The organism is Sinomonas terrae, from assembly GCF_022539255.1.
Lineage (GTDB): Bacteria > Actinomycetota > Actinomycetes > Actinomycetales > Micrococcaceae > Sinomonas > Sinomonas terrae.
The window spans coordinates 632,469-653,907 of sequence record NZ_JAKZBV010000001.1 but is presented as its reverse complement, the minus strand read 5'-3'; the positions used below and the strand labels follow the sequence as shown (position 1 = coordinate 653,907).

Below are 21,439 nucleotides of genomic sequence, written 5' to 3'. Positions count from 1 at the left end.
GAGCGATTATTGCAGGCTGCCCTCAATACCGTAGGCCGTCCTGCACACTTGCTGGCATTGGAGAGAAAAGTGGCGCACGCCACACGGACCGCCTGATTGGCGGGAAAGCGAGGAGACACAGTGGAGCTGAGGGCCGAGGCGCGAGGACTGCACGACGAGCTCGTCCAGTGGAGGCACGCCCTCCACAGGGAGCCCGAGGTCGGTCTCGAGCTGCCCCGCACCCAGGAGAAGGTCCTCGCCGCGATCGATGGCCTCGGCTTCGAGGTCTCCACGGGCACCGACACCACATCCGTCACCGCGGTGCTGCGGGGCACCGCCGGCGAGGCGCCCGACGACGGCGGCCGGCCGTCGTCGTCCGTTGGCTCTCCCGAGGCTTCCGGAAGGCGACCCGTCGTCCTCCTCCGCGCCGACATGGACGCGCTGCCCGTCCAGGAGCGCACGGGTGCCGCCTTCACCTCACGGATCGACGGCGCGATGCACGCTTGCGGCCACGACCTCCACACCTCGATGCTCCTGGGTGCCGCGACGCTCCTTGCCGACAATCGGCACCGGCTCGCCGGCGACGTCGTCTTCATGTTCCAGCCCGGCGAGGAAGGCTACGACGGCGCGAGCGTCATGGTGCGCGAAGGCGTGCTCGACGCAGCGGGGCGGCGCGTCGACGCAGCGTTCGGCATGCACGTGTTCTCCTCGATGGCCCCTCACGGGCAGTTCGTCACGCGGCCGGGGGTCATGATGAGCGCCTCGGACGGGCTGTTCGTGACCGTTCGCGGCGCTGGCGGGCACGGCTCGGCACCTCACGCAGCCAAGGACCCGGTCACCGTCGCGGCCGAAATGGTCCTCGCGCTCCAGACGATGGTGACCCGCCAGTTCGACATGTTCGACCCTGTCGTGGTGACTGTCGGCCGCCTCGCCGCGGGCACGAAGCGCAACGTCATCCCGGACACCGCCGAGTTCGACGCAACGATCCGCACCTTCTCCGACGCACACCGCGAGCGCATGCAGAGCGCGATCCCGCGGCTGCTCGAGGGCATCGCCCACGCGCACGGGCTCGACGTCGACGTCCGGTACGAGGCCGAATACCCGCTCACGGTGACCGATCAGACGGAGACCGAGTTCGCTGAGACCGCGATCGCGGAACTCTTCGAGGGCCGGCACGCTCGTCTCCCCCAACCGCTCAGCGGCTCCGAGGACTTCTCGCGGGTGCTCGCCGAGGTGCCCGGCAGCTTCATCGGGCTCAGCGCGGTGCCAGCCGGCGGCGACCCCGCGACGAGCGCGTTCAACCACTCCCCGTTCGCCACGTTCGACGACGCCGTCCTCACCGACGGTGCCGCCCTCTACGCCCAGCTCGCCCTCGCCAAGACAGCCCAGCTCGCGGGCTGAGCCGCCAGAGAATACACCGCCAGGGACACACCTATGGAGACGCCACCCATGACCCCGAACAGCACCCGTGTGGAACGGACCGCCCGCGCGAGCGGGACGACACGCCGGACCAGCACGACCCACACCGTCCTGAGCACCGGAATCGGCAACGCCGCCGAATGGTACGACTGGGGCATCTACGCCACGTTCGCGCCGTTCTTCTCGAAGCAGCTCTTCAGCGCCGCCAACCCGACCTCAGCGATCCTGTCCACGCTGGCGATCTTCGCCGTCGGCTTCCTCGCGCGTCCGTTCGGCGGCTTCCTCTTCGGCTGGATCGGCGACCGCGTGGGACGGAAGGCGTCCATGACGCTCTCGATCGGGCTCGCAGCCGTCGGCAGCCTGCTCATCGCCGTCGCCCCGACCTACGCGGCCGTCGGCGCTCTTGCCTCGCTGGTTCTGCTCGTCGCCCGCCTCGTGCAGGGCGTCGCCCACGGCGGCGAGCTCCCGTCGTCGCAGACGTTCCTTGCCGAATCTGCGCCGAGGGAGAAGCGCGGCCTCTGGTCCACCCTCATCTACTTCTCCGGCACCATCGGAACAATCGCCGGAGTGCTCATGGGCGCCGTCTTCACGATCGTCCTGACTCCGGCCCAGATGGGAGCCTTCGGCTGGCGCGTCCCGTTCCTCGTGGGTGCCCTGCTCGGCCTCTGGGGCCTCGTGATGCGGGCGCGGCTCAAGGAGACCGAGGTCTTCCAAGAGGAGGAGGCCGAGGCCAAGGCTGCCCCCGTGAAGCCGAAGCTCTGGCCAGAGATCGTCCGGCACCGCAAGCAGGCCCTGCAGGTCATCGGGCTGACCGTCGGCCTGACGATCGTGTACTACGTGTGGGCCATCGCCGCTCCGACCTACGCCTCGACGACCCTCAAGATCGACCCGGGGCAGGCGCTCTGGGCCGGCGTCGCTGCGAACATCGTCTTCCTCATCGCCCTTCCGCTCTGGGGCAGGCTGAGCGACCGCATCGGCCGCAAGCCCGTACTGCTGGTGAGCGCGATCGGGGCCGCCGTGCTGAACTTCCCGATGCAGGCTCTCCTCCGGGACTCGGCGTGGCAGCTGTTCATCTCGATGTCCGTCATGCTCGTGTTCATCGCCGCGTCCGCCTCGATCGTGCCGGCCGTGTACGCAGAGCTCTTCCCGACGTCCATCCGCACCGTGGGCGTGGGTGTCCCGTACTCGATCTGCGTGGCGCTGTTCGGCGGGACCGCTCCTTACCTCCAGACGCTGTTCACCGACGTCGTGAAGCAGACCTGGCTGTTCAACGGATACGCCGTGCTCATGGCCGTCATCTCGGCCGCCGTCGTCCTGACGATCCCCGAGACGAAGGGCAAGGACCTCACTGCCTGATTGGTCGGTTCTGCCCCCTCCCATCCATGGGTCACGTTCCGACGCTGCGGTCACCGTCGGGACGTGACCCTTGTGATGGCACCACTAGGCTTGAGGGCGATGAGCGAGCAGCACCCTGATTCCCCGACCACAGCCCCGGGCTCTGCCGGCAACCCGGTCACACCCGGCAGTCAGGCCTCCTTCGGCACCTATCGCCGCCAGCCGGTGAGCTTCGTCCGCCGGGGGACCCGCCTCCAGGGGCGCAGGCAGCAGGCGTGGGACGAGCACGCGCCGTCGTTCGTCGTCGACGTTCCCCGCCACGTCGCCGACACCTCCGTGCACCCGGACTACGTGTTCGACGCCGCAGCCGAGTTCGAGCGCGAGGCGCCGCTTGTCGTCGAGATCGGCTCCGGCCTCGGCGAGGCGATCGTCGCCGCCGCGGAGGCGAGCCCCGAACGGAACTTCCTCGCGGTCGAGGTCTACCGACCCGGCCTCGCGAACACACTCCTGAGGATCGGCCAGCGCGGGCTCACTAACGTGCGAGTGGTGCAGGCCAACGCCCCCGAGGTGCTCGGCTGGATGCTGCCGGAGGGATCGGTGAGCGAGCTCTGGGTGTTCTTCCCCGACCCCTGGCACAAGACGAAGCACCAGAAGCGGCGCCTCGTGAAGGATTCGTTTGCCGAGCTGGCCGCGCGAGTGGTTGTGCCGGGCGGGATCTGGCGGCTCGCCACTGACTGGTCGGGCTACGCGCAGCAGATGCGCGACGTCGTCGCCTCCTCGCCGGACTTCCAGAACGCGCACGACGGCGAGCGGGCGGGGGCGGCGAGCCCCTTGACGGCGGCGTGGGCCTCGGGGGTCGATTGCGAGCCGACCGGCGAGACGGACGACGACGGCGGCTGGGCCCCGCGGTTCGAGGGCCGGGTGCTCACGAGTTTCGAGAACAAGGCGCTCAAGGCCGGACGCGTCATCTTCGACCTCGAGGCGGTGCGGGCCTAGGCTCTGGGCCCCTCTGGCGGGGGTTCGTCGGGGGGGTGCGATTCGGCGTCCGGTTCGGCGTCAGTTTCGGCGTCAGTTTCGGCGAGACCGCAGCCAACGGACGAGACCACAGGTAATCCCCTGCGGTCTCGTCCGTTAGCTCCGGTCTCGACGGACAAGTGTCTGGGCACAGGGGGGTCTCCGGCGGACAAGTGTCTCGGCGCACAGGCGTCTCAGCCGACGAGGGTCACAGCGGACAGGCGTCTCAGCCGACGAGGGGTCACGACCGACAATGTCTCAGCACAGGTGGCCTCAACGGGCCGAACGGCAGCCCCCTGCGGGAGGCCGCCCCTCGCCCCTCGCCGATCGCCGGTTGCCGGTCCCCGAAGGCGCACGTTTGGTGCCAACGCGTACGTTTCTACGCCCCCAAACGTCCGCCCTCGGAGCAAACATCCGCCCTCGTGGCAGACCTGCGCTTTCGCGACGAACGCGCACCCTCACGCCACCCGGTCACCCTGGTCGGGGCCTCCGTCGCGACGTCCGTTTCGGCGAGACCACAGCCAACGGACGAGACCACAGGTAATCCCCTGCGGTCTCGTCCGTTAGCTCGGGTCTCGACGGACAAGTGGTCTCGGCACAGGAGGTCTCGGCGCACGAGGTCTCCGGCGGACAAAAGCGTCTCAGCACAGGTTGCCTCGACAGGCCGAACGGCAGCCCCTGCGGGAGGCCGCCCCTCGCCGATCGCCGCTCTCCCTCGCCGGTCGCCGATCTCCGAAGGCGCACGTTTGGTGCCAACGCGTACGTTTCTCCAGCCCCAAACGTCCGTCCTGGGAGGAAACGTCCGCCCTCGTGGCAGACCTACGCTTTCGCGACCAACGCGCGCCCTCCGGCCACCCGGTCACCTTCCGTCCGAACGCCGCCCGCCTACCCGCCCCGATGGCCCTGAAGCGGTGACCTGTCCCCCACCGACCACACGTGCCCGAACGGGTCACGGAAGCCACCCTGACGGTGGACGCCCCACGGCATCTGGCGGTCCTCGACGGGCGAGCCCGCGGTTGCACCGGAGGCGACGGCCCTCCCGACGACGGCATCCGGGTCGTCGACGAAAAGCTCCACGCGTGCGCTCGTCACACCCGCGTGCTCCGGGCTCGTCTCGACAGGGTTGCCCGGGTTGATCTCGTGGAGGAAGAACGGCGCGCCATCGACTTCGAGCCCGGCCACTCCGCCGAGGTCCCAGAGCACGACGGCTCCCAGCGCCTCCCGATACCAGAGCATCGCAGCCGCAGCATCCGGGACGATCAGCATGACGGAAATGGCAGTCACGGGGTCCCTCCCTTCCGCAGAGCCTCGGCCATGACCTGCACGAGGTGCCTGCTGCCCAGCCCGGCAAGGTCCCCGACTTGGGTTCGGCACGAGAAGCCGTCTGCCAGGATCGCCCGCTCGGGCTCCGAGGCCGCCTTCGCAAGGATCCCGCCCCGAGCGATCTTCTCGGAGACCTCGTAGTGCCCCTGCTCCATGCCGAAGTTCCCCGCGAGTCCGCAACAGCCCGCCGAGACGTCCACGTCGCAGCCCATCCCGTCGAGGAGTGCGCGGTCCGCGTCGTAGCCCATCACCGAGTACTGGTGGCAGTGCGGCTGGACGAGGAGCTTCTCCGCGGACTGCGGCGGCTGCCATTCGATGCCCGTGAGGAACTCGGCGACAGTCTTGACCGCGCCTGCGAGCTCCTTGGCGCGCGGATCGTCCGGCAGAAGCTCGAGCAGGTCCGAGCGCAGCACGGCCGTGCAGCTCGGCTCAAGGCCGACGACGGTCCTCCCTGCCCGCACGTGCGGGATGAGGACGTCGAGGGTCCTCCGGAGCCGCGCCTTCGCGGCGTCGAGCTGGCCGGTCGAGATGTACGTGAGGCCGCAGCACGCCTCGCCCGGGGAGACCTCGATGTCGCAGCCGGCCGCCTCGAGCACGGTGAGGGCGTCGCGCGGGATCTCCGGATCCAACCCGTCTGAGAAGGAGTCCACCCACAGCACCACCCGAGGCGCGCCCTCCGGAGCCGGACGACGACGGCGCGAGCGCAGGTCCCAGCGGAACGGCGCCTTCGGGAGCTTGGGGAGTGAGCGGCGCGGGTCCGCACCCATCGCCGTGAGCGCCGCCTTGCGCAGCGCCGGGACACGGGCCGCGAGGTTCATGAGGGAGGCGAACGGCGCCGCGAGGCGCAGCCACTGCGGGAGCCGTCCGAGGGAATAGTGGCTCCGGGGGCGCAAGCGGCCCCGATACGTCTGGAAGAGCGTCTCGGCCTTGTACATGGCCATGTCGATGCCTGTGGGGCAGTCAGTCGAGCACGCCTTGCAGCTCAGGCACAGGTCCAGCGCCGCGTGAACCTCCGGCGACCGCCAGCCCAGCTGCACGACGGTGCCGTTGAGCATCTCCTGCAGCACGCGCGCCCGCCCCCGCGTGGAGTCCTTCTCCTCGCGCGTCGCAATGTAGGAGGGGCACATGAACCCGCCCGCTCCCCGAGGATCCGCGCGGCACTTGCCGACGCCCACGCAGCGGTGCACAGCTTTGGTGACGCTGCCGCCGTCGTGCTTGAACGCGAAGCCTCGGTCGACGTGGAGTTCGACGGCGCGGGGTCGCCGAAGGTCCGCGTCGACCGGAGCCGGGTGCACCACGATGCCCGGGTTGAGGAAGTCCTCCGGGTCGAAGATCGCCTTGAACTCGGCCATCGCGGTGAGGGCCTCGGTGCTGTACATCGCGGGCAGCAGTTCGGAGCGGGCGCGGCCGTCGCCGTGCTCGCCCGAAAGGGAGCCCCCGTGCCGGGCGACGAGCGCGGCGGCCCGCTCGAGGAAGCGGCGCATGAGGCTGCCGTCCTGCTCGAGCGGAAAGTCGATCCGCATGTGCACGCAGCCGTCGCCGAGGTGCCCGTAGGCCATCCCGGTGAGGCCCTCCTCGTCCAGGAGCGCCGCGAGGTCGCGAAGATAGTCGCCGAGGTGTTCCGGCGGGACGGCTGAGTCCTCCCAGCCGGGCCATGCCTGGTCGTCCTTCTCCGTCCGGCCAGCGAGCCCGGCGGCGTCCTCGCGGATGCGCCACAGCCGCTCGCTCTGCTCGCCCGCGGGCAGCACCTGCGACTGGTCCGTAGCTGCGGCGTCGACCAATTTCCGGGCTGCCTCTTCCGCCTCCTCTGGGGTGTCCCCGGGCACCTCGGCGAGCAGGAGGCACCCGCCCTTGGGGAGGTCGGGCACGCTGTCCGCGCCCTTCGCCCGGCGCAGGGCGTCGAGGAGCCGCGTGTCGAGTCCCTCGAGCGCAAGGGGATGGAAGGGCAGGAGGTTCGGGACGTCGTCGGCCGCTGTCGCGAGATCGCGGTAGCCGAGCACGGCGAGCGCAGGGTTCTCGGCGCGGGGAACGAGCCGGAGCGTGGCCTCGAGGAGAACGCCGCACGTGCCCTCGACCCCAACGAGAGTCGCCGCGAGATTGCGGCCCTTCTCGGGGAGGAGATGGTCGAGCGAGTAGCCCGAGATCTGGCGGCTGAAGCGCCCGAACTCCTTCCTCAGGACCGAGAGGTGCCGGTCAACGAGCTCGCCGAGGCCGGGGACGGCATTGAACGTCTCGGGGCCGGACGACGCCGTCACGATCTCGCCCGTCCCCGTGAGCCACGTCAGGGAGAGGACGTTGTCCGCCGTGCGGCCATAGGACATCGCGTGCGCTCCGCACGCGTTGTTGCCGATCATCCCGCCGACCGTGCAACGGGTCCCGCTCGCGGGGTCCGGGCCGAACCGCAGGCCGTGGGGCGCGCACGCGGCCTCGAGGTCGGCGAGCACCACCCCGGGTTCGACGACAGCGGTGCGCGCCTCGGGATCGACCGAGAGGATGTGGTTGAGGTAGCGGGAGAAGTCGATCACGAGGCCTGGTCCGATCGCGTTTCCCGCCATGGACGTGCCCCCACCGCGCACGGTCACCGGGATGCCGCGCTCGCGCGCAGCGGCGACCGCGACGAGCACATCGTTCCGCGAGCGCGGAAGCACGACGACGCTCGGCACCACCCGATAGTTCGTCGCGTCCGAGGAATAGAGGGCTTTGGCGAGGGAGGAGTCATCGACATCGCCATCGATCCGAGTGCGGAGCTCATCGACGAGGGACTGTACCGTCTTCTGCCCGGGCCGCTTCACTGGAGGGCGCACTGCGATCGACGTCATGTTCCAGTGCTACCCCAGATTCGGGGCCGAGTCACAGGGTCTGGCGACTGAATGGGCCGTCTATTGCGGGCTGGCATTTCGCGATAGATGCCTTGGCTCGGGAAAATCGAACCATGCCCCGCCGCTTTTCCGTCTCGCTCCCCCGCCGCTGGCCGTTCGACGGATTCATCACCGCCCTCCTGCTCACGGTTGTGGTCGCCTCGCTGTTCCCGGCGCGGAACGCCCTCGCTCACGGGGTCACGGATCTCCAGACGGTCGCGGTCGCGCTGCTGTTCTTCCTGTACGGTGCCCGCCTCTCGCCGCGGGAGGCTCTGGATGGACTGCGGCAGTGGCGGCTGCACGGACTCGTCTTCGCGGTGACCTTCGTCGTCTTCCCGCTGCTGGGTCTCGCCGCGGGCCTCCTCGAGCCTTCGCTCCTCGGGCCGCAGCTCTACCAAGGGGTCCTATTCCTCTGCATGCTGCCCTCGACCGTCCAGTCCTCGATCGCGTTCACCTCGATCGCCCGAGGCAATGTGGCCGCGGCTGTGTGCAGCGCGACGTTCTCCAACCTCGCGGGCATCGTGGTCACGCCTCTGCTCGCCGCGCTCCTGCTCCACGCGACGCACGGCGGGGGCGACGTCGGCCGCCAGATCCTGGACGTGGTGGTCCAGCTGCTCGTGCCGTTTATCGCGGGCCAGTTCGCTCGCCGGTGGATCGTGGCCTGGATGGGACGTCACGCAAAGTGCTGACCCTCGTCGACCGCGGGTCCATCCTGATCGTCGTCTACGGCGCGTTCAGCGAGGGCGTCGTCGGCGGAATCTGGGGGCAGCTCTCGCCGTCGAGTCTCGCCGGGCTCTTGCTCGTGAACATCGTGCTGCTGGCCGCGGTCCTAGCCGCCACGAGCTTTGCGGGCCGCCGGCTCGGCTTCAACCGGGAGGACCGCATCACGATCGTCTTCTGCGGCTCGAAGAAGAGCCTCGCGACCGGCGTGCCGATGGCTTCCGTGCTGTTCGCCGGTCCCGCGGTGGGTCTCATGGTGCTCCCGCTCATGCTCTTCCACCAGATCCAGCTCATGGTGTGCGCGTGGCTCGCCCGGCGGTGGGGAGCCCGCGCGGAGGCGGAGGCAACGCCGTCGTCGGTGCGCGCCTGAACGCGCACCGACGAGCGTCAGACCGGGTTGATCTCTGCAAGGCTCCTGCGGGTGGTCCGCGGTCCGAGGATCCCGACAGTCGCGGCGATGATCGCGAGGGCGACGGCGACGACGCCGAACATGGCCGGAGCGCCGAAGCTGTCGAGGACCGGGAGCAGGATGAACGGCAGGGCGCCGCTCGAGAGCCGGGAGAGCGAGTAGGTCCAGCCGACGGCGGTCGCGCGCAGCGCTGTCGGGAAGATCTCGGCCTGGTAGATGTGGTAGACGTTCGAGAACACGTTGCTGATCAGGGTCGTGAGGAAGCCGAACACCACGATGAGCGCGTCGCTCCCGGACACCGAGAACGCGACGCCGCTCGCCGCGAGGGCGACGATCGACGCGATCAGCAGGTGCTTCCGCTCGAACCTGGCAACGAGGGGCGTGGAGACGAGCGAGCCGATCGGGTAGCCGAGGAACGAGAGAGCTGTGAAGAGCAGCGAGTTCGTCACGCTGTGGCCGCTCGCGACGAGGACGAGGGCTGCGAGAGTCCCGAATCCGTAGTACCCGAACGTCTGGAACACGTGGAAGATCACGAGCATGACGAGTCGGCCGCGGTACGGGGCCTTCCCGAGGTGGGAGAGACTCCTGCGCTCGTCCTGGTCCGGTGCCGGTCGCGAGGCCAGTTCGGCCGCGCTCGGGGCCGCCTTCTCGAGTTCGCTGACACTCGTTCCCGCGCCCTGAGCGAAGACTTCGAGGGCCTGAGCGGCTTCCTCCGTACGTCCCACGCTGTTGAGCCACCGCGGCGATTCGGGGAGCGAGCGGCGGAGGAAGAGGACGACGACGGCGCCGACGCCGCCGAGGGCGAGGAGCCACCGCCAGCCCGAGATGCCGAGCAGAGGCGTCGTGTTGAGCCACAGGGCGAGGAAGCCCACCACAGGGACCGCAACGAAGGAGCTCGTGTAGGCCCAGGTGGCGAGCCTTCCCCGCTTGTCCTTGGGCAGGACGTCGGAGAGGTAGGCGTCGGCTACCGGGTACTCGGCCCCGACGCCGATGCCGGCCATGAAGCGGGCGAAGACGAGGAAGCCGGCGTTGGGCGAGAACGCCCCGACCAGGGACCAGACCGAGTACCAGATGAGGTTGAAGAGGAAGGCCTTGCGCCGGCCCAGCCGGTCCGCGAGCCGGCCGAGGAGCGCCGCTCCGAGGAACATTCCGAGGAAGGCCGAGGCGAGCAGCAGCTTGAGCTCGAGCCCGGAGAGCCGGAATTCCTTGCCGAGGGCGACGCTCATCGAGCCCGAGAGGAAGACCTCGTACATATCGAAGAAGAGCCCGAGGCCGACGGCGACGACCACTTTCCAGTGGACCTTGCCGACGGGCAGGCGGTCCAGGTGATAGCTGATCCTGCTGCTCGTCATCGAGCTTGTAGATGGCGACGAAGCCATAGTTCTCTCCTCTTTGAGACCTACGAAGTGGTTCACAACTCACTATGTGATTCAGGTCATGGACGAATATAACCCACGTCATACGGATTGGGTAGGTCTGCGTCCGAAGCGTGGTCGTCCGCTTCAGCCAAGGCGCCTAGACTCGCGCTTCAGAAGCCGCAATCGATGAAGAGGGGCCGGAAGTGACCGCATCCGATCAGGAGAACTGGGACGAGGAGGAGCTGAGCCCAGCCCCTCAGCGACGGGAAGGCCCGGCACGGGAGCTCTCAAGCGGAGTCAAGCCGCTGCTCGTCCTCGGGAAGATCCGCGGAATCCTCGATGCGTTCACGCTCTCGCGGCCCGCCCTCACCCTCTCGGAGATCCGGGCCGCAACCGGCTACCCCACCTCGACCGTGCAGCGGCTCGTGGCCAACCTCGTCGCCGAGGAATTCCTGGACCGGGAAGGCGATCGGGTCCGGATCGGAGTGAAGTTCGCCTACTGGGCGGCCCCCGCCACGAGAGGGCTCGACGAGCTCGAGGTCATCAAGCCCGTCCTCGAGGGACTCCGCGACCTGACGGGCGAGACGGTCTCGCTGTTCCGCCTCGAGGAGAACTTCCGCGTGTGCGTCGCCATGGCCGAGACGCGGCACGCCCTCCGCAGGGAGATGCACGTGGGGAAGCTCCTGCCTCTTCACGCTGGCTCGGCGGGGCGCGTCCTCATGGCCTGGAACCCCAAGGCCGAGGAAGCCGCGCTGTCGTCGACGCTCGAGCGGCTGACAGAGCACACCATCACCGACCCCAAGCGACTGCACGCAGACGTCGACCAGACGCGACGCGACGGCTACGCGATCACTTCCGACGAACGCGACGAAGGGGCCACCGGACTCTCTGCGCCGATCTTCAATTCGATGGGAGACCTCACTGGCGCGCTGAGCGTGAGCGGACCCTCCCTGCGCGTCACAGCGGACAAGTGCCAGGCCTGGATCGAACCGCTCGTGGAGGCGGCAGAACAGGCCACCCGCCTCATCGGCGGCCGCCTTCCTCGCTAGCCTCTTGCCCACTTCGTGGTTTCTTGCTCATAATGTAGTTACTTCCGATGATCTTTTCGGCTGTTTCGACGACGAAGGCCTGCACCAAGGGAGCACCATGCACGGAGACCACACCATCGCCCCGCTCGCGGGAGTCCGAGTCCTCGAACTCGGCAACTACATCGCGGCGCCGACGGCCGGGCGCCTCCTGGGCGACTTCGGCGCCGAGGTCATCAAGGTCGAGCGCCCCCGCACCGGGGACGAGCTGCGGAACTGGCGTCTCCAAGCCGGGACCACTTCGATGCTCTACCGCACGATCAACCGCAACAAGAAGTCGATCGTGCTCGACTTGAAGACCGAGACGGGCAGGAAGCTCGTGCTCGAGCTCGCCCACCACTGCGACATCCTGCTCGAGAACTTCCGGCCTGGCACCCTCGAGAAGTGGGGCATCGGTCCGGATGTCCTCAACGAGGCGAACCCGGATCTGATCATCACGCGGGTCTCAGCCTTCGGCCAGACCGGCCCCCTGTCTCCACGACCCGGGTTCGCCGCCGTCGCCGAAGCGCTCGGAGGCTTCCGCGAACTCGTCGGCGATCCGGACCGTCCGCCCGTTCGCGTCGGCGTCTCGATCGGCGATTCGATCGCCGGCCTCTACGCCGCCTTCGGTTCCGTCATGGCGCTCTTCCAGCGCGAGACCCGCAAACGGACTGCCGGGCCCGCCGTCCCGCTCGGCGAGCGCATCATCGACGTCGCCCTCAACGAGGCGATGCTCTCGATGATGGAGTCCCTCGTTCCCGACTACGAGGCCTACGGGCTCAAGCGCGAGCGCACTGGCGGGCGGATGGAGGGGATCGCGCCGTCGAACGCCTATGTCTGCAAAGACGGCGCGAGCATCGTCGTCGCCGGCAACGGCGACTCCATCTTCCAGCGCTACATGCGGGTCATCGAGCGGCCGGACCTCGCCGACGATCCTGAGCTGACGAACAACGACGCGCGGTGGGCGCGGCGCGAGGAGCTCGACGCTGCGATCGGAGCTTGGACGGGCCGCCACACCCAGGCCGAGGCGCTCCGCATCCTCGACGAGGCAGGAGTGCCGAGCGGCCCCATCTACACGGCGGCCGACATCTGCCAGGACGAGCAGTACGCGGCACGCGACATGATCCAGCGCCTCCCCGTCTCGACGGGCGAGGAGGTGCTCGAGAACGTCGGCTTCCCCGGCATCGTCCCCGTGATCGGGGGCAAGTCGCTCCCGATCCGCTCCCTGGGGCCGGACCTCGGCGAGCACACCCGGGCGGTCCTCGCAGAGGTCCTGGGGATGAGCGAGGAGCAGATCGACGCCGTCGTGCATTCAGAAGGAGCCTTCCTGTGAAACCAGTCCTCCGAGACGTCACCCTCCGCGACGGCCTCCAGCTCACGGGAAAACTCCTCCCGACGGAGTTCAAGATCCGCCTCGCACGGGAGCTGCTCCGTCTGGGTGTCCCCGAGCTCGAGATCGGCTCGATGGCCCGCCCCGATCTGGTCCCGCCCATGGCCAACACCCTCGACGTCGTCGCCGGGCTCACGGCCGAGGAACTTGAGAAGTGCTGGATCTGGGTCGCGACGCCGCGGCACGTCGAGAAGGCCATCGCCGCGGGGGCACGCAACTTCCAGTACTGCTTCTCCGCCTCGGACGCCCACAACCTGGCGAACATCGGAAGGACCACTGACCAGAGCCTCGCGGTCATGCCGGACGCGATCGCCCTCGCGAAGGAGGCCGGCGGTCGGATTCAGCTGTGCATCGCGACCTCCTTCACGTGCCCGTTCGACGGGCCAGTCCACCCGGAGAAGGTCCTCGAGATCGCGAACGACGAGCGCGCGGCCGGCGCGGACGACGTCGTCGTCTGCGACACCTTGGGGCAGGCGTTCCCTGGGCAGGTCGCTGAGCTCGTCTCGCGCGTCGCCTCCGAGACGCCGAAGCGGCGCATCGTCTTCCACGGGCACGACACGTGGGGCCAAGGGGTCGCTAACTCTCTCGCAGCTGCCTCGGCGGGCGCCGACGTCGTCGACGGTGCCTTGGGCGGCCTCGGCGGCTGCCCCTTCGCTCCCGGGGCGAGCGGCAACACCTCGAGCGAGGACCTCCTGTTCGCGACGCGCCCGGACTGGCTCGATCCGTCGGCCTTCGCGGGTCTGGTCCGGCTGTCCGAGAACGTTCTCCGCGAAGTCGACGAGCCGAACCGCTCCAAGGCAGCCCAAGGCGCACGCTCCAAGGCCAACGCGTTCGAATGGGTCATCCAGGGCAGCCGCGAGCTCTCGGGAACGGAAGCCCCGTGATGCGGCCCCGCATTCTGGTCACCACGCCGATTCCGGAGCCCGGCCCTTCGCTCCTGTCAGGGGCGGCCGATGTGACGGTTCTGGAGGAGGCACCCACCTATGCGGAACTTGCGGAGCGCTGCGCAAGCGGGGAGTACGACGTCGTCCTGACCCAGCTGCGGGATCGGATCGACGCGGAGCTGCTCGCCAAGGCGACGGTCAGAGGGGTCTCCAACTTCGCGGTCGGCTACAACAACATCGACATCGCTGCAGCCACCGAGCGCGGGATCATGGTGGGAAACACGCCGGGGGTCCTCACGGATGCTACGGCGGACATCGCGATGCTGCTCATTCTCGGGACCGGTCGCAGAGTCATCGAGGCGGACAGGATGGTCCGAGAAGGGCGCTTCCACGGCTGGGAGCCAGAGCTCATGCTCGGCGCAGACGTCTCGGGCCGGACGCTCGGCTTGGCCGGGTTCGGTCGGATCGCGCGGGCCACAGCGAGGCGCGCGCTAGGCTTCGGGATGGAGGTGCTCTTCGCGCCGCGTCCACCCCACGACCGCGCCGTCACTGACTCGGAACTCGGAGAGTTCGCCGGGAAGGTCCGGAAGGTCGAGTGGGACGAACTCGTCGCGGCGAGCGACTACCTCTCGCTGCACGTTCCCCTCAATGAGGACACCCACCACCTCGTGGATGCAGACGTCCTCGGGCGCATGAAGGAATCCGCCATCCTCATCAACACGGCGCGCGGGCCGGTGGTCGACGAGGCAGCGCTCGTGGCGGCCCTCCGGGACGGAAGGATCGCGGGTGCCGGCCTCGACGTCTTCGAGGACGAGCCGCTGCTGGCCCCGGGCCTCGCCGACCTACCGAATACGGTCCTCCTGCCACACATCGGCAGCGCGACCGTCTCCGTGCGGGCCGAGATGTCGCGCCTCAGCGCGCTCAACGCCATCGCGATGGGCGCGGGGCGCATTCCGGACCACCCTGTCAACCCGACGGCGTGGCCGGGAGCGTGAGGGTCGCGAGCGTCCGCTGCGTGTCGTCCCGTATCTGGATCGAGCGGATCGAGGCGAGCTGGTACGACGTCGCCCCCGTCAGGACCGCCCGTCCCGCGTAGCCGGTCGAACTCCAGCTTGCCGCCCGCTCCGGGGCGCCGTCGTCGGCCACGACCCACACGCTGAACACCCCCGCTGAAGGCATCCCACGGCACACCAGGTCGAGCTCGGTACCCCAGCCCTTGCGGACGAGCGCGAGGTCGACCTGGGCGCCGTCCGACGAAGTGAGCGAATAGGAAGCGGCGGGCGACGAAGTGCTAGGGCTCGGCGTCGCCGTCGGCGCCCCGACGACTACTGGACCGAGCGCGGCGCCGAGCGCAAGCGAGGCTGCGGCCGCCCCCGCCAGCGCCCCCGTCCACCGGAGGCGGAGCGCACGACGGCGGGCGCGCACCCGAGCGAGGAGGGCCGGCGGGGTCGGGCCCTCATTGAGCAACGCAGGGGCTTCGGCGAGCGCCTCGGCGCGCGCCGAGGGGACGCCGTCGAGGAGTGCGGGGAGCGTCTCGAGATCCTCGATCTCCGCCTGGCAGTCGGGACACGTGGCCACGTGGGCCTCGACGGCGCGGGCCTCCTCTGGGTCGAGGGCGCCGAGGAGGTAGGCGCCGAGGGCGAGGCGAGCGTCGTGATGATCCAGAATCATCGTTCCACCCCCAGCTCATCAAGCGCGGTCCGGAGGGCTCTGAGGGCGTAGAAGCAGCGCGACTTCACGGTCCCCGCGGGAACACCGAGCTCGCGGGCCGCCTCCTGCACGCTCAGCCTGCGGTAATGGACAGCAACAAGCACCTCCCGGTGCTCGCGCGTGAGCCGCATGAGTGCCTCCTCCATCACCACTCTGTCCAAGAGCTCGTCGATCCGTTCGGCGTCAACGGCAACGTCGAAGCCGTCGGTCCCCTGGGCCGGGACTGTCCTCGGCCTCCGGGAGCGCTGCCGGTGCTGGTCGACGATCAGGTTCCGCACCGTCCGGTAGAGGTATGCGCGCAGCCCCACGGTAACCTCGGGCGCCTGCCGCCACACCCGGACGATCGCTTCCTGCACGATGTCCTCAGCCTGCTCGTCGCTGCCTACGGCTCCACGGGCGAAGCGCCGGAGCGCCGCGCCGTGATCGCGGTAGATCGCCGCGACCGCATCCTCGTCCATGGGCATGCTGCCTCCCGGCTGCCGAATGGCCCTTCCGCCCGCTAAGACGACGTGGCGTCTCGAAAGGTTCACTCCTCGTCGACGGTTCACTGCTCGTCGAAACTTCTTGCTCGCACAGCTTGCTGCAGCCAATTCTCCTCGCCCCCGCCGACACGCGCTCCCGTCTGAACCGAATGAGGCACCCCGCCGTCTCTAGGTCAGCGCGGCCACAAGCCGCCCGGAACGAAAGGGCACATCATGAACAAGCGAGCAGCTCTCTTCTTCGCGACTGCCTCAGCGGTTTCCGCGCTCGCACTCGCGGGGTGCGGCGGCACGAGCAGCAGCGGTTCGGGGACGTCGAGCGCGCCCGCCGCGGCGACCTCGAGCGCCCCGGCAGCCGCGCCGTCGACCTCGGCGGCCCTGAGCCTCCAGACGTCGACGGTGGGCGGCCAGACGATCGTCGTCGATGGCAAGGGAATGACTGTCTACTACTACACGCTGGACAAGCCGGGCGAGACCACGAGCGCCTGCACAGGAGGATGCGTCGCGCTGTGGCCGGCCGTCACGAGCGACACGGCTCCGACCCTCCAGGGCGTCACGGGCAAGATCGGCACCCTCCCGACCGCCGACGGCAAGCAGCAGGTGACCATCAACGGGATGCCCATCTACTACTTCTCGAAGGACACCGCCCCCGGACAGGTGAAGGGGCAGGGTGTCGCGGGCGTGTGGTACGTCGTGGGCGCTGACGGCTCCATGATCCAGTCGCCGCTCATGGCCACGACCTCGAGCCCGTCCAGCTCATCCAACCCGTCCAGCTCAACGAACCCGTCCAGCTCATCGAACAACTCGGGTACGTCCGGCTACTGAGGCAACAACAGGACGCGCTGAACCTCCCCGCTCCCGGGTATCACACCTGTACCCGGTTTTCATGGTCCGGAGTAGATTGGGTTACCCCGAAGCGAGGAGGAGTCATGTCAGGCTTCCGCAGCTACACGGAAGAGGAAAAGCACAGCTACGTCGCGCCGTCGTGCGAACTGTGCGGGCAGCATCGGCACGTCGTCTGGAATCAGGAGGGCGATCGCTGGGTCCCCCGCGACCGCGGGTGCTCAAACGAGGCATGCCCGCAATTCGGCACTGCCTGACCGCTGCGACGAGTGGCCACCTCCCGACCAACGCGTGGCCACCTCCCGACCGACGAGCGGCCACCTCCCGACCGACGAGTGGCCAGATCTCAGAACTGGATTGGCCCCGCCGAAGCGCCGCTTGAGGGCCGAGGGCGCCAGACGACGACGGCCTGCGAGCGCTGCTCGGGCCGCTGACCTCGGGTGAGGGTCACGACGTCGCCCGCGATCCCCGCGGCGAACACGCGGCGCGAGTCGGGACCCCGGCGTCGTGCGTCGACGACTTCCTGCTCAAGCTCGGATACGCGCGCTCGGAGCGCGGCAACTTGGTTCTCGAGCTCGAGGATGCGACGGATGCCTTCGAGAGAGACGCCGCCCTTGGAAAGTCGCTGGACCTCGCGGAGGAGTTCGACGTCGTGCTGCGAGTAGCGCCGCTGGCGCCCCGATTGGCGCGATGGCGAGACGAGGCCCATGCGGTCGTACTGGCGAAGGGTCTGAGGGTGCATCTCGGCCAGCTCCGCCGCCACGGAGATCACGAAGATCGGAGCGTACGGATCGATGGCCATGGTCTACAGCCTCGCCTTTGCTGCCAAGCCGGAGCGCGGGTTGGACTCGGAGTTCTTGGCCGTCGCAGCCGCGAAGGCCCTGACGGCCTCCTCCGCCTCCTTCGAGAGGTTCTGAGGCACGACGACGTCGACCGTCACGAGGAGATCGCCCGTGCCTTTCGAAGTCTTGACGCCCTGGCCCTTCACGCGGAGGGTCCGGCCTGAGTTCGTGCCCGCGGGGACCTTCATCCGCACGGTATGACCGTCGAGGGTCGGGACCTCGATCTGGGCCCCGAGCGCGGCTTCGTCGAAGCTGACGGGCACGTGGATCCGGATGTTGTCGCCGTCGCGGGTGAAGAACGGGTGCGGGGTCACGTTCACGGTGACCATGAGGTCGCCCGCTCCGCCAGATCCCGGCCCACCCTTGCCGCGCACCCGGACCTTCTGTCCGTCGCGGATGCCGGCTGGGATCCGCACCTCGATCACCTCGCCGTTCTGCTCGCGCAGGCCGACGGTGGTTCCACGAATGGAGCCCGCGAACGAGATGGTGGTGCTCGCCTGCCGGTCGGCGCCGCGCTGGGGCGGGGCTTGGAATCCGCCGCCCCCGGTGCTGAAGCCGCCGAACAGGTCGGCGAACTCGGGCGGCAGGTTGCCCGTGTTGAACCCTCGCGAATGCCTGCCCGCGCCTCCGCCGAAGAGTCCTCCGAAGAGATCCTCGAAGCCCGCGGCTCCTTGGCCCGCGCCACCCGGACCGCCTGCCGTGAAGCGCGCACCGCCCATGGCGCGGATCGCGTCGTACTGCTGGCGCTCCTCGGGGTCGCTCAGGACGGAGTTGGCCTCGGTGATGTCCTTGAACTTCTTCTCGGCCTCGGCATCCCCGGGGTTCTGGTCAGGATGGTACTTGCGGGCGAGCTTCCGGTAGGCCTTCTTGATGTCGGCGTCGGAGGCGTCCTTGGGCACGCCCAGAATGGAGTAGAAATCCTTCTCCACCCAGTCCTGACTAGCCACTGAGGCCTCCTTCTCGTCTCTGCATCAATTCTTATCGTCTCGGGTACAGATAATGCCCCCATTCCCCGTTTCGGGTACGCCAACTCGAGGCTATCTGTACCCGAAACGTCTCCGAAGGGGATTATCTGTACCCGAAACGGAAAGGGGTGGACGACGGCGGGTGGGCGCCCGCCGTCGTCCGTGCGCGGTTGCCGCGGTCCAACCGACGTCTCCGCAGTTGCCGCGGTTCAACCGACGTCTCCGCGGTTGCCCTTACGGGACGGCTACGATGACCTGCGCCGCGCGGATCACGCGCGACTGGGTCCGGTAGCCGGCCCGGAGGACCTGCTGCACCGTGTCGACCTCGATCCCCTCGCCCTGCTGCTGAATCAGGGCTTCGTGGATGTTGGGGTCGAACTCGACGCCGGTCGCATCGATCCGCTCGAGGCCGTGGCTCGTGAGGATCCCCTCGAGCTTGGCAGCGATGGACGCGAACGGCCCCTCGGTCAGGTCGCCGTGGGCGCGCGCCGCATCGATGTCGTCGAGGACAGGCAGGATCGAGGAGAGGACGCCCATGACGGCAGCCTCCCCAGCGACAGCCCGGTCACGGTCGACACGCCGGCGGTAGTTGACGTACTCGGCCTGAAGCCGCTGGAGATCAGCGCGCAGCTCGGCGGCCTCGTTCTGGACCCCCTCCGCTTCGCTCAGGATCCGTTCGGCCTGGGCGAGGACGTCCTCCGAGTCGTGGGCATCGTCCACAGGTCGAATCTCCTCGTGCTCGGGCACATCTGCCTTCGTCGGTCCGGCTTGGCCAGCCTCGGCAGCTCCCGCAGGGGCGGTCTCCGGCTGGTCCTGGTCAGGCTGCCGCACCCCGCCGGTGACCGGGTCAACCTTGCGGTTGTCCCGGATCACCGGCTTCTGCGGTTCGCCGCGGACCTCGTGCTCTTCCTCGTTGCCGTGGTGGGGGGCCATGGCTTACTTCTTCTCGTCCTCGTCGACGATCTCCGCGTCGACGATGTCCTCATCCTGACCGCCCGCACCGGAACCGGCCGAGCCAGCGCCGTCGGCGGTGGGCGAACCGTCAGCAGACGCCGCGCTCTGCGACGCGTAGATCGCCTCGCCGAGCTTGGACTGGGACTGCTGGAGCTTCTCGAACGCGGCCTTCACGGCGTCGTCGTCGGTCCCCTCGAGGGCCTTCTTGAGGCCATCGACGTCACCCTGGACCTCGCTGCGGACTTCCTCCGGCAGCTTGTCCTTGTTGTCGGCGATGAGCTTGTCCACGGAGTAGGCGAGCTGCTCGGCCGTGTTGCGGGTGTCGGCGGCCTCGCGGCGCTTCTTGTCCTCGGCCGCGTGGGCCTCGGCGTCGGCGACCATGCGGTCGATGTCTTCCTTGGACAGCGCGGTGCCGCCCGAGATCGTCATCGACTGCTCCTTGCCGGTGCCCTTGTCCTTCGCGGAGACGTGGACGATGCCATTCGCGTCGATGTCGAACGTGACCTCGATCTGCGGGATGCCACGCGGCGCCGGGGCGATGCCGGTCAGCTCGAACGTGCCGAGCGGCTTGTTGTCGCGGGTGAACTCGCGCTCGCCCTGGAACACCTGGATCGACACGGACGGCTGGTTGTCGTCAGCCGTGGTGAAGGTCTCCGAACGCTTGGTCGGGATCGCCGTGTTGCGCTCGATCAGGTGTGTCATGATGCCGCCCTTGGTCTCGATGCCGAGCGAGAGCGGGGTGACGTCGATGAGCAGGACGTCCTTGCGCTCGCCCTTGAGGACGCCAGCCTGGAGGGCGGCGCCGACGGCCACGACCTCGTCCGGGTTCACACCCTTGTTCGGCTCCTTGCCGCCCGTGAGCTCCTTCACGAGCTCGGAAACGGCCGGCATGCGGGTCGAACCGCCGACGAGCACGACGTGGTTGATGTCCGCGACCTTGATGCCGGCCTCGGAGATGACGTCGTGGAACGGCTTCTTGGTGCGCTCGAGGAGGTCCTTCGTGAGGTCCTGGAACTTCGCGCGGGAGAGCGACTCGTCGAGGTGGACCGGCCCGTCAGGGGTGACGGAGAGGTACTGGAGCGAGATGTTCGTGCTCGTCGAGGACGAGAGCTCCTTCTTGGCCTGCTCGGCAGCCTCGCGCAGGCGCTGGAGCGCGATGCGGTCCTTCGAGAGGTCGATGCCCTTGACCTTGAGCTGGCTCAGGAGGTACTCCACGACGCGCTGGTCCCAGTCGTCGCCGCCGAGGCGGTTGTCGCCGGCGGTCGCGCGGACCTGGATGGTCGAGAAGCCGTCCTCGTCCTTGCCGACCTCGAGGAGGGAGACGTCGAACGTGCCGCCGCCGAGGTCGAAGACGAGGATGAGCTCGTCCTCCTTGCCCTTGTCGAGGCCGTACGCGAGCGCGGCCGCGGTCGGCTCGTTGATGATGCGGAGCACGTTGAGGCCCGCAATCTCGCCGGCCTCCTTGGTGGCCTGGCGCTCGGCGTCGTTGAAGTAGGCCGGGACGGTGATGACAGCGTCGGTGACCTTCTCGCCCAGGTACGACTCGGCGTCGTTCTTGAGCTTCATGAGAATGCGCGCCGAGATCTCCTGCGGCGTGTACTTCTTGTCATCGATGTTGATGGTCCAGTCAGTGCCCATGTGGCGCTTGACCGAGGAGATCGTGCGCTCGATGTTGTTCACGGCCTGGCGCTTGGCGATCTCGCCGACGAGGACCTCGCCGGTCTTGGAGAACGCGACGACGGACGGCGTGGTGCGGCCGCCTTCAGCGTTCGCGATGACCGTCGGCTCGCCGCCCTCGAGGACGGACACGACGGAGTTGGTGGTTCCCAGGTCGATACCGACTGCGCGGGACATAGTTCCTCCTGCTGATTGCTGATGCTCGAAAGAGGCCAA

At 68.7% G+C, this 21,439-nt stretch carries 18 protein-coding genes and 1 pseudogene; 10 read left to right on the top strand and 9 right to left on the bottom strand.

Going from position 1 to position 21,439, the window contains the following annotated elements; translation table 11 throughout:
• Positions 1-120: 120 nt before the first annotated feature.
• The 3 genes from L0M17_RS03065 to trmB all read left to right on the top strand — a co-directional run bounded on the left by L0M17_RS03065 (position 121) and on the right by trmB (position 3,729).
• Positions 121-1,380, top strand: coding sequence for a M20 metallopeptidase family protein (locus tag L0M17_RS03065; RefSeq protein WP_241051095.1), 1,260 nt, complete (start codon positions 121-123; stop codon positions 1,378-1,380).
• A 48-nt stretch (positions 1,381-1,428) separates the two neighbouring features.
• Positions 1,429-2,754, top strand: coding sequence for an MFS transporter (locus L0M17_RS03060; protein WP_241051093.1), 1,326 nt, complete (start codon positions 1,429-1,431; stop codon positions 2,752-2,754).
• Between the two features lie 99 nt (positions 2,755-2,853).
• Positions 2,854-3,729: a tRNA (guanosine(46)-N7)-methyltransferase TrmB gene (gene trmB / locus L0M17_RS03055; RefSeq protein ID WP_241051090.1), complete on the top strand. Its 876-nt coding sequence runs from the start codon at positions 2,854-2,856 to the stop codon at positions 3,727-3,729.
• A gap of 903 nt (positions 3,730-4,632) precedes the next feature.
• Here trmB and L0M17_RS03050 read toward each other — a convergent pair.
• On the bottom strand, positions 4,633-5,031 hold the full coding sequence (locus tag L0M17_RS03050; RefSeq protein ID WP_241051088.1) for a VOC family protein: 399 nt from the start codon (positions 5,029-5,031) through the stop codon (positions 4,633-4,635).
• Positions 5,028-7,889 carry an FAD-binding and (Fe-S)-binding domain-containing protein gene (locus tag L0M17_RS03045; RefSeq protein WP_241051086.1) on the bottom strand — a complete coding sequence of 954 codons (2,862 nt, stop codon included), beginning with the start codon at positions 7,887-7,889 and terminating at the stop codon, positions 5,028-5,030. Before L0M17_RS03045 ends, L0M17_RS03050 begins: the two co-directional genes overlap by 4 nt.
• Positions 7,890-8,002: 113 nt before the next feature.
• On the opposite strand from L0M17_RS03045, the pseudogene L0M17_RS22855 reads away from it, so the two are divergent.
• A pseudogene (locus L0M17_RS22855) lies at positions 8,003-9,018 on the top strand (bile acid:sodium symporter family protein).
• Positions 9,019-9,035: 17 nt separating this feature from the next.
• Here L0M17_RS22855 and L0M17_RS03035 read toward each other — a convergent pair.
• Positions 9,036-10,436, bottom strand: a complete 1,401-nt coding sequence (locus L0M17_RS03035; protein ID WP_241051084.1) for an MFS transporter — start codon at positions 10,434-10,436, stop codon at positions 9,036-9,038.
• Between the two features lie 182 nt (positions 10,437-10,618).
• Between L0M17_RS03035 and L0M17_RS03030 the strand changes: the two genes are divergently transcribed.
• The 4 genes from L0M17_RS03030 to L0M17_RS03015 all read left to right on the top strand — a co-directional run bounded on the left by L0M17_RS03030 (position 10,619) and on the right by L0M17_RS03015 (position 14,748).
• A complete protein-coding gene (locus tag L0M17_RS03030; RefSeq protein WP_241051083.1) occupies positions 10,619-11,464 on the top strand; it encodes an IclR family transcriptional regulator in 846 nt (281 codons plus the stop codon).
• A 97-nt stretch (positions 11,465-11,561) separates the two neighbouring features.
• The gene (locus tag L0M17_RS03025) at positions 11,562-12,812 is read left to right on the top strand and encodes a CaiB/BaiF CoA transferase family protein (protein ID WP_241051082.1); all 1,251 of its coding nucleotides are present in this window, start codon (positions 11,562-11,564) and stop codon (positions 12,810-12,812) included.
• On the top strand, positions 12,809-13,753 hold the full coding sequence (locus L0M17_RS03020) for a hydroxymethylglutaryl-CoA lyase (protein ID WP_241051081.1): 945 nt from the start codon (positions 12,809-12,811) through the stop codon (positions 13,751-13,753). Before L0M17_RS03025 ends, L0M17_RS03020 begins: the two co-directional genes overlap by 4 nt.
• Positions 13,753-14,748, top strand: a complete 996-nt coding sequence (locus tag L0M17_RS03015) for a 2-hydroxyacid dehydrogenase (protein WP_241051080.1) — start codon at positions 13,753-13,755, stop codon at positions 14,746-14,748. The genes L0M17_RS03020 and L0M17_RS03015 overlap by 1 nt, the downstream gene beginning before the upstream one ends.
• Here the strand turns inward: L0M17_RS03015 and L0M17_RS03010 are convergent.
• Positions 14,720-15,424, bottom strand: a complete 705-nt coding sequence (locus L0M17_RS03010) for an anti-sigma factor family protein (RefSeq protein ID WP_241051079.1) — start codon at positions 15,422-15,424, stop codon at positions 14,720-14,722. The genes L0M17_RS03015 and L0M17_RS03010 overlap by 29 nt on opposite strands.
• On the bottom strand, positions 15,421-15,927 hold the full coding sequence (locus L0M17_RS03005; protein ID WP_241051078.1) for a sigma-70 family RNA polymerase sigma factor: 507 nt from the start codon (positions 15,925-15,927) through the stop codon (positions 15,421-15,423). The genes L0M17_RS03010 and L0M17_RS03005 overlap by 4 nt, the downstream gene beginning before the upstream one ends.
• A 231-nt stretch (positions 15,928-16,158) precedes the next feature.
• On the opposite strand from L0M17_RS03005, the gene L0M17_RS03000 reads away from it, so the two are divergent.
• Positions 16,159-16,767 (top strand): COG4315 family predicted lipoprotein, encoded by a 609-nt coding sequence (locus tag L0M17_RS03000; protein WP_241051077.1) that lies wholly within the window; start codon positions 16,159-16,161, stop codon positions 16,765-16,767.
• A 104-nt stretch (positions 16,768-16,871) separates the two neighbouring features.
• On the top strand, positions 16,872-17,042 hold the full coding sequence (locus L0M17_RS02995; protein ID WP_241051075.1) for a hypothetical protein: 171 nt from the start codon (positions 16,872-16,874) through the stop codon (positions 17,040-17,042).
• An 89-nt stretch (positions 17,043-17,131) separates the two neighbouring features.
• Here L0M17_RS02995 and L0M17_RS02990 read toward each other — a convergent pair whose 3' ends face one another.
• The 4 genes from L0M17_RS02990 to dnaK all read right to left on the bottom strand — a co-directional run bounded on the left by L0M17_RS02990 (position 17,132) and on the right by dnaK (position 21,400).
• Positions 17,132-17,587, bottom strand: coding sequence for a heat shock protein transcriptional repressor HspR (locus L0M17_RS02990; RefSeq protein ID WP_241051073.1), 456 nt, complete (start codon positions 17,585-17,587; stop codon positions 17,132-17,134).
• 3 nt (positions 17,588-17,590) lie between these two features.
• Entirely contained in the window at positions 17,591-18,574 is a 984-nt protein-coding gene (locus L0M17_RS02985) for a DnaJ C-terminal domain-containing protein (RefSeq protein ID WP_241051072.1), read from the bottom strand.
• 252 nt (positions 18,575-18,826) lie between these two features.
• Positions 18,827-19,525: a nucleotide exchange factor GrpE gene (locus L0M17_RS02980; RefSeq protein ID WP_241051070.1), complete on the bottom strand. Its 699-nt coding sequence runs from the start codon at positions 19,523-19,525 to the stop codon at positions 18,827-18,829.
• A 3-nt stretch (positions 19,526-19,528) separates the two neighbouring features.
• Positions 19,529-21,400: a molecular chaperone DnaK gene (dnaK, locus tag L0M17_RS02975; RefSeq protein WP_241051067.1), complete on the bottom strand. Its 1,872-nt coding sequence runs from the start codon at positions 21,398-21,400 to the stop codon at positions 19,529-19,531.
• Positions 21,401-21,439 lie beyond the last annotated feature (39 nt).

Bases quoted from the DNA above. Each gene is read 5' to 3' on its own strand.
- L0M17_RS03060 (WP_241051093.1), top strand. From the start codon at position 1,429: ATGACCCCGAACAGCACCCGTGTGGAACGGACCGCCCGCGCGAGCGGG.
- trmB (WP_241051090.1), top strand. From the start codon at position 2,854: ATGAGCGAGCAGCACCCTGATTCCCCGACCACAGCCCCGGGCTCTGCC.
- L0M17_RS03045 (WP_241051086.1), bottom strand. From the start codon at position 7,889: ATGACGTCGATCGCAGTGCGCCCTCCAGTGAAGCGGCCCGGGCAGAAG.
- L0M17_RS03035 (WP_241051084.1), bottom strand. From the start codon at position 10,436: ATGGCTTCGTCGCCATCTACAAGCTCGATGACGAGCAGCAGGATCAGC.
- L0M17_RS03025 (WP_241051082.1), top strand. From the start codon at position 11,562: ATGCACGGAGACCACACCATCGCCCCGCTCGCGGGAGTCCGAGTCCTC.
- L0M17_RS03015 (WP_241051080.1), top strand. From the start codon at position 13,753: ATGCGGCCCCGCATTCTGGTCACCACGCCGATTCCGGAGCCCGGCCCT.
- L0M17_RS03010 (WP_241051079.1), bottom strand. From the start codon at position 15,424: ATGATTCTGGATCATCACGACGCTCGCCTCGCCCTCGGCGCCTACCTC.
- L0M17_RS03005 (WP_241051078.1), bottom strand. From the start codon at position 15,927: ATGCCCATGGACGAGGATGCGGTCGCGGCGATCTACCGCGATCACGGC.
- L0M17_RS03000 (WP_241051077.1), top strand. From the start codon at position 16,159: ATGAACAAGCGAGCAGCTCTCTTCTTCGCGACTGCCTCAGCGGTTTCC.
- L0M17_RS02995 (WP_241051075.1), top strand. From the start codon at position 16,872: ATGTCAGGCTTCCGCAGCTACACGGAAGAGGAAAAGCACAGCTACGTC.
- L0M17_RS02990 (WP_241051073.1), bottom strand. From the start codon at position 17,587: ATGGCCATCGATCCGTACGCTCCGATCTTCGTGATCTCCGTGGCGGCG.
- L0M17_RS02980 (WP_241051070.1), bottom strand. From the start codon at position 19,525: ATGGCCCCCCACCACGGCAACGAGGAAGAGCACGAGGTCCGCGGCGAA.
- dnaK (WP_241051067.1), bottom strand. From the start codon at position 21,400: ATGTCCCGCGCAGTCGGTATCGACCTGGGAACCACCAACTCCGTCGTG.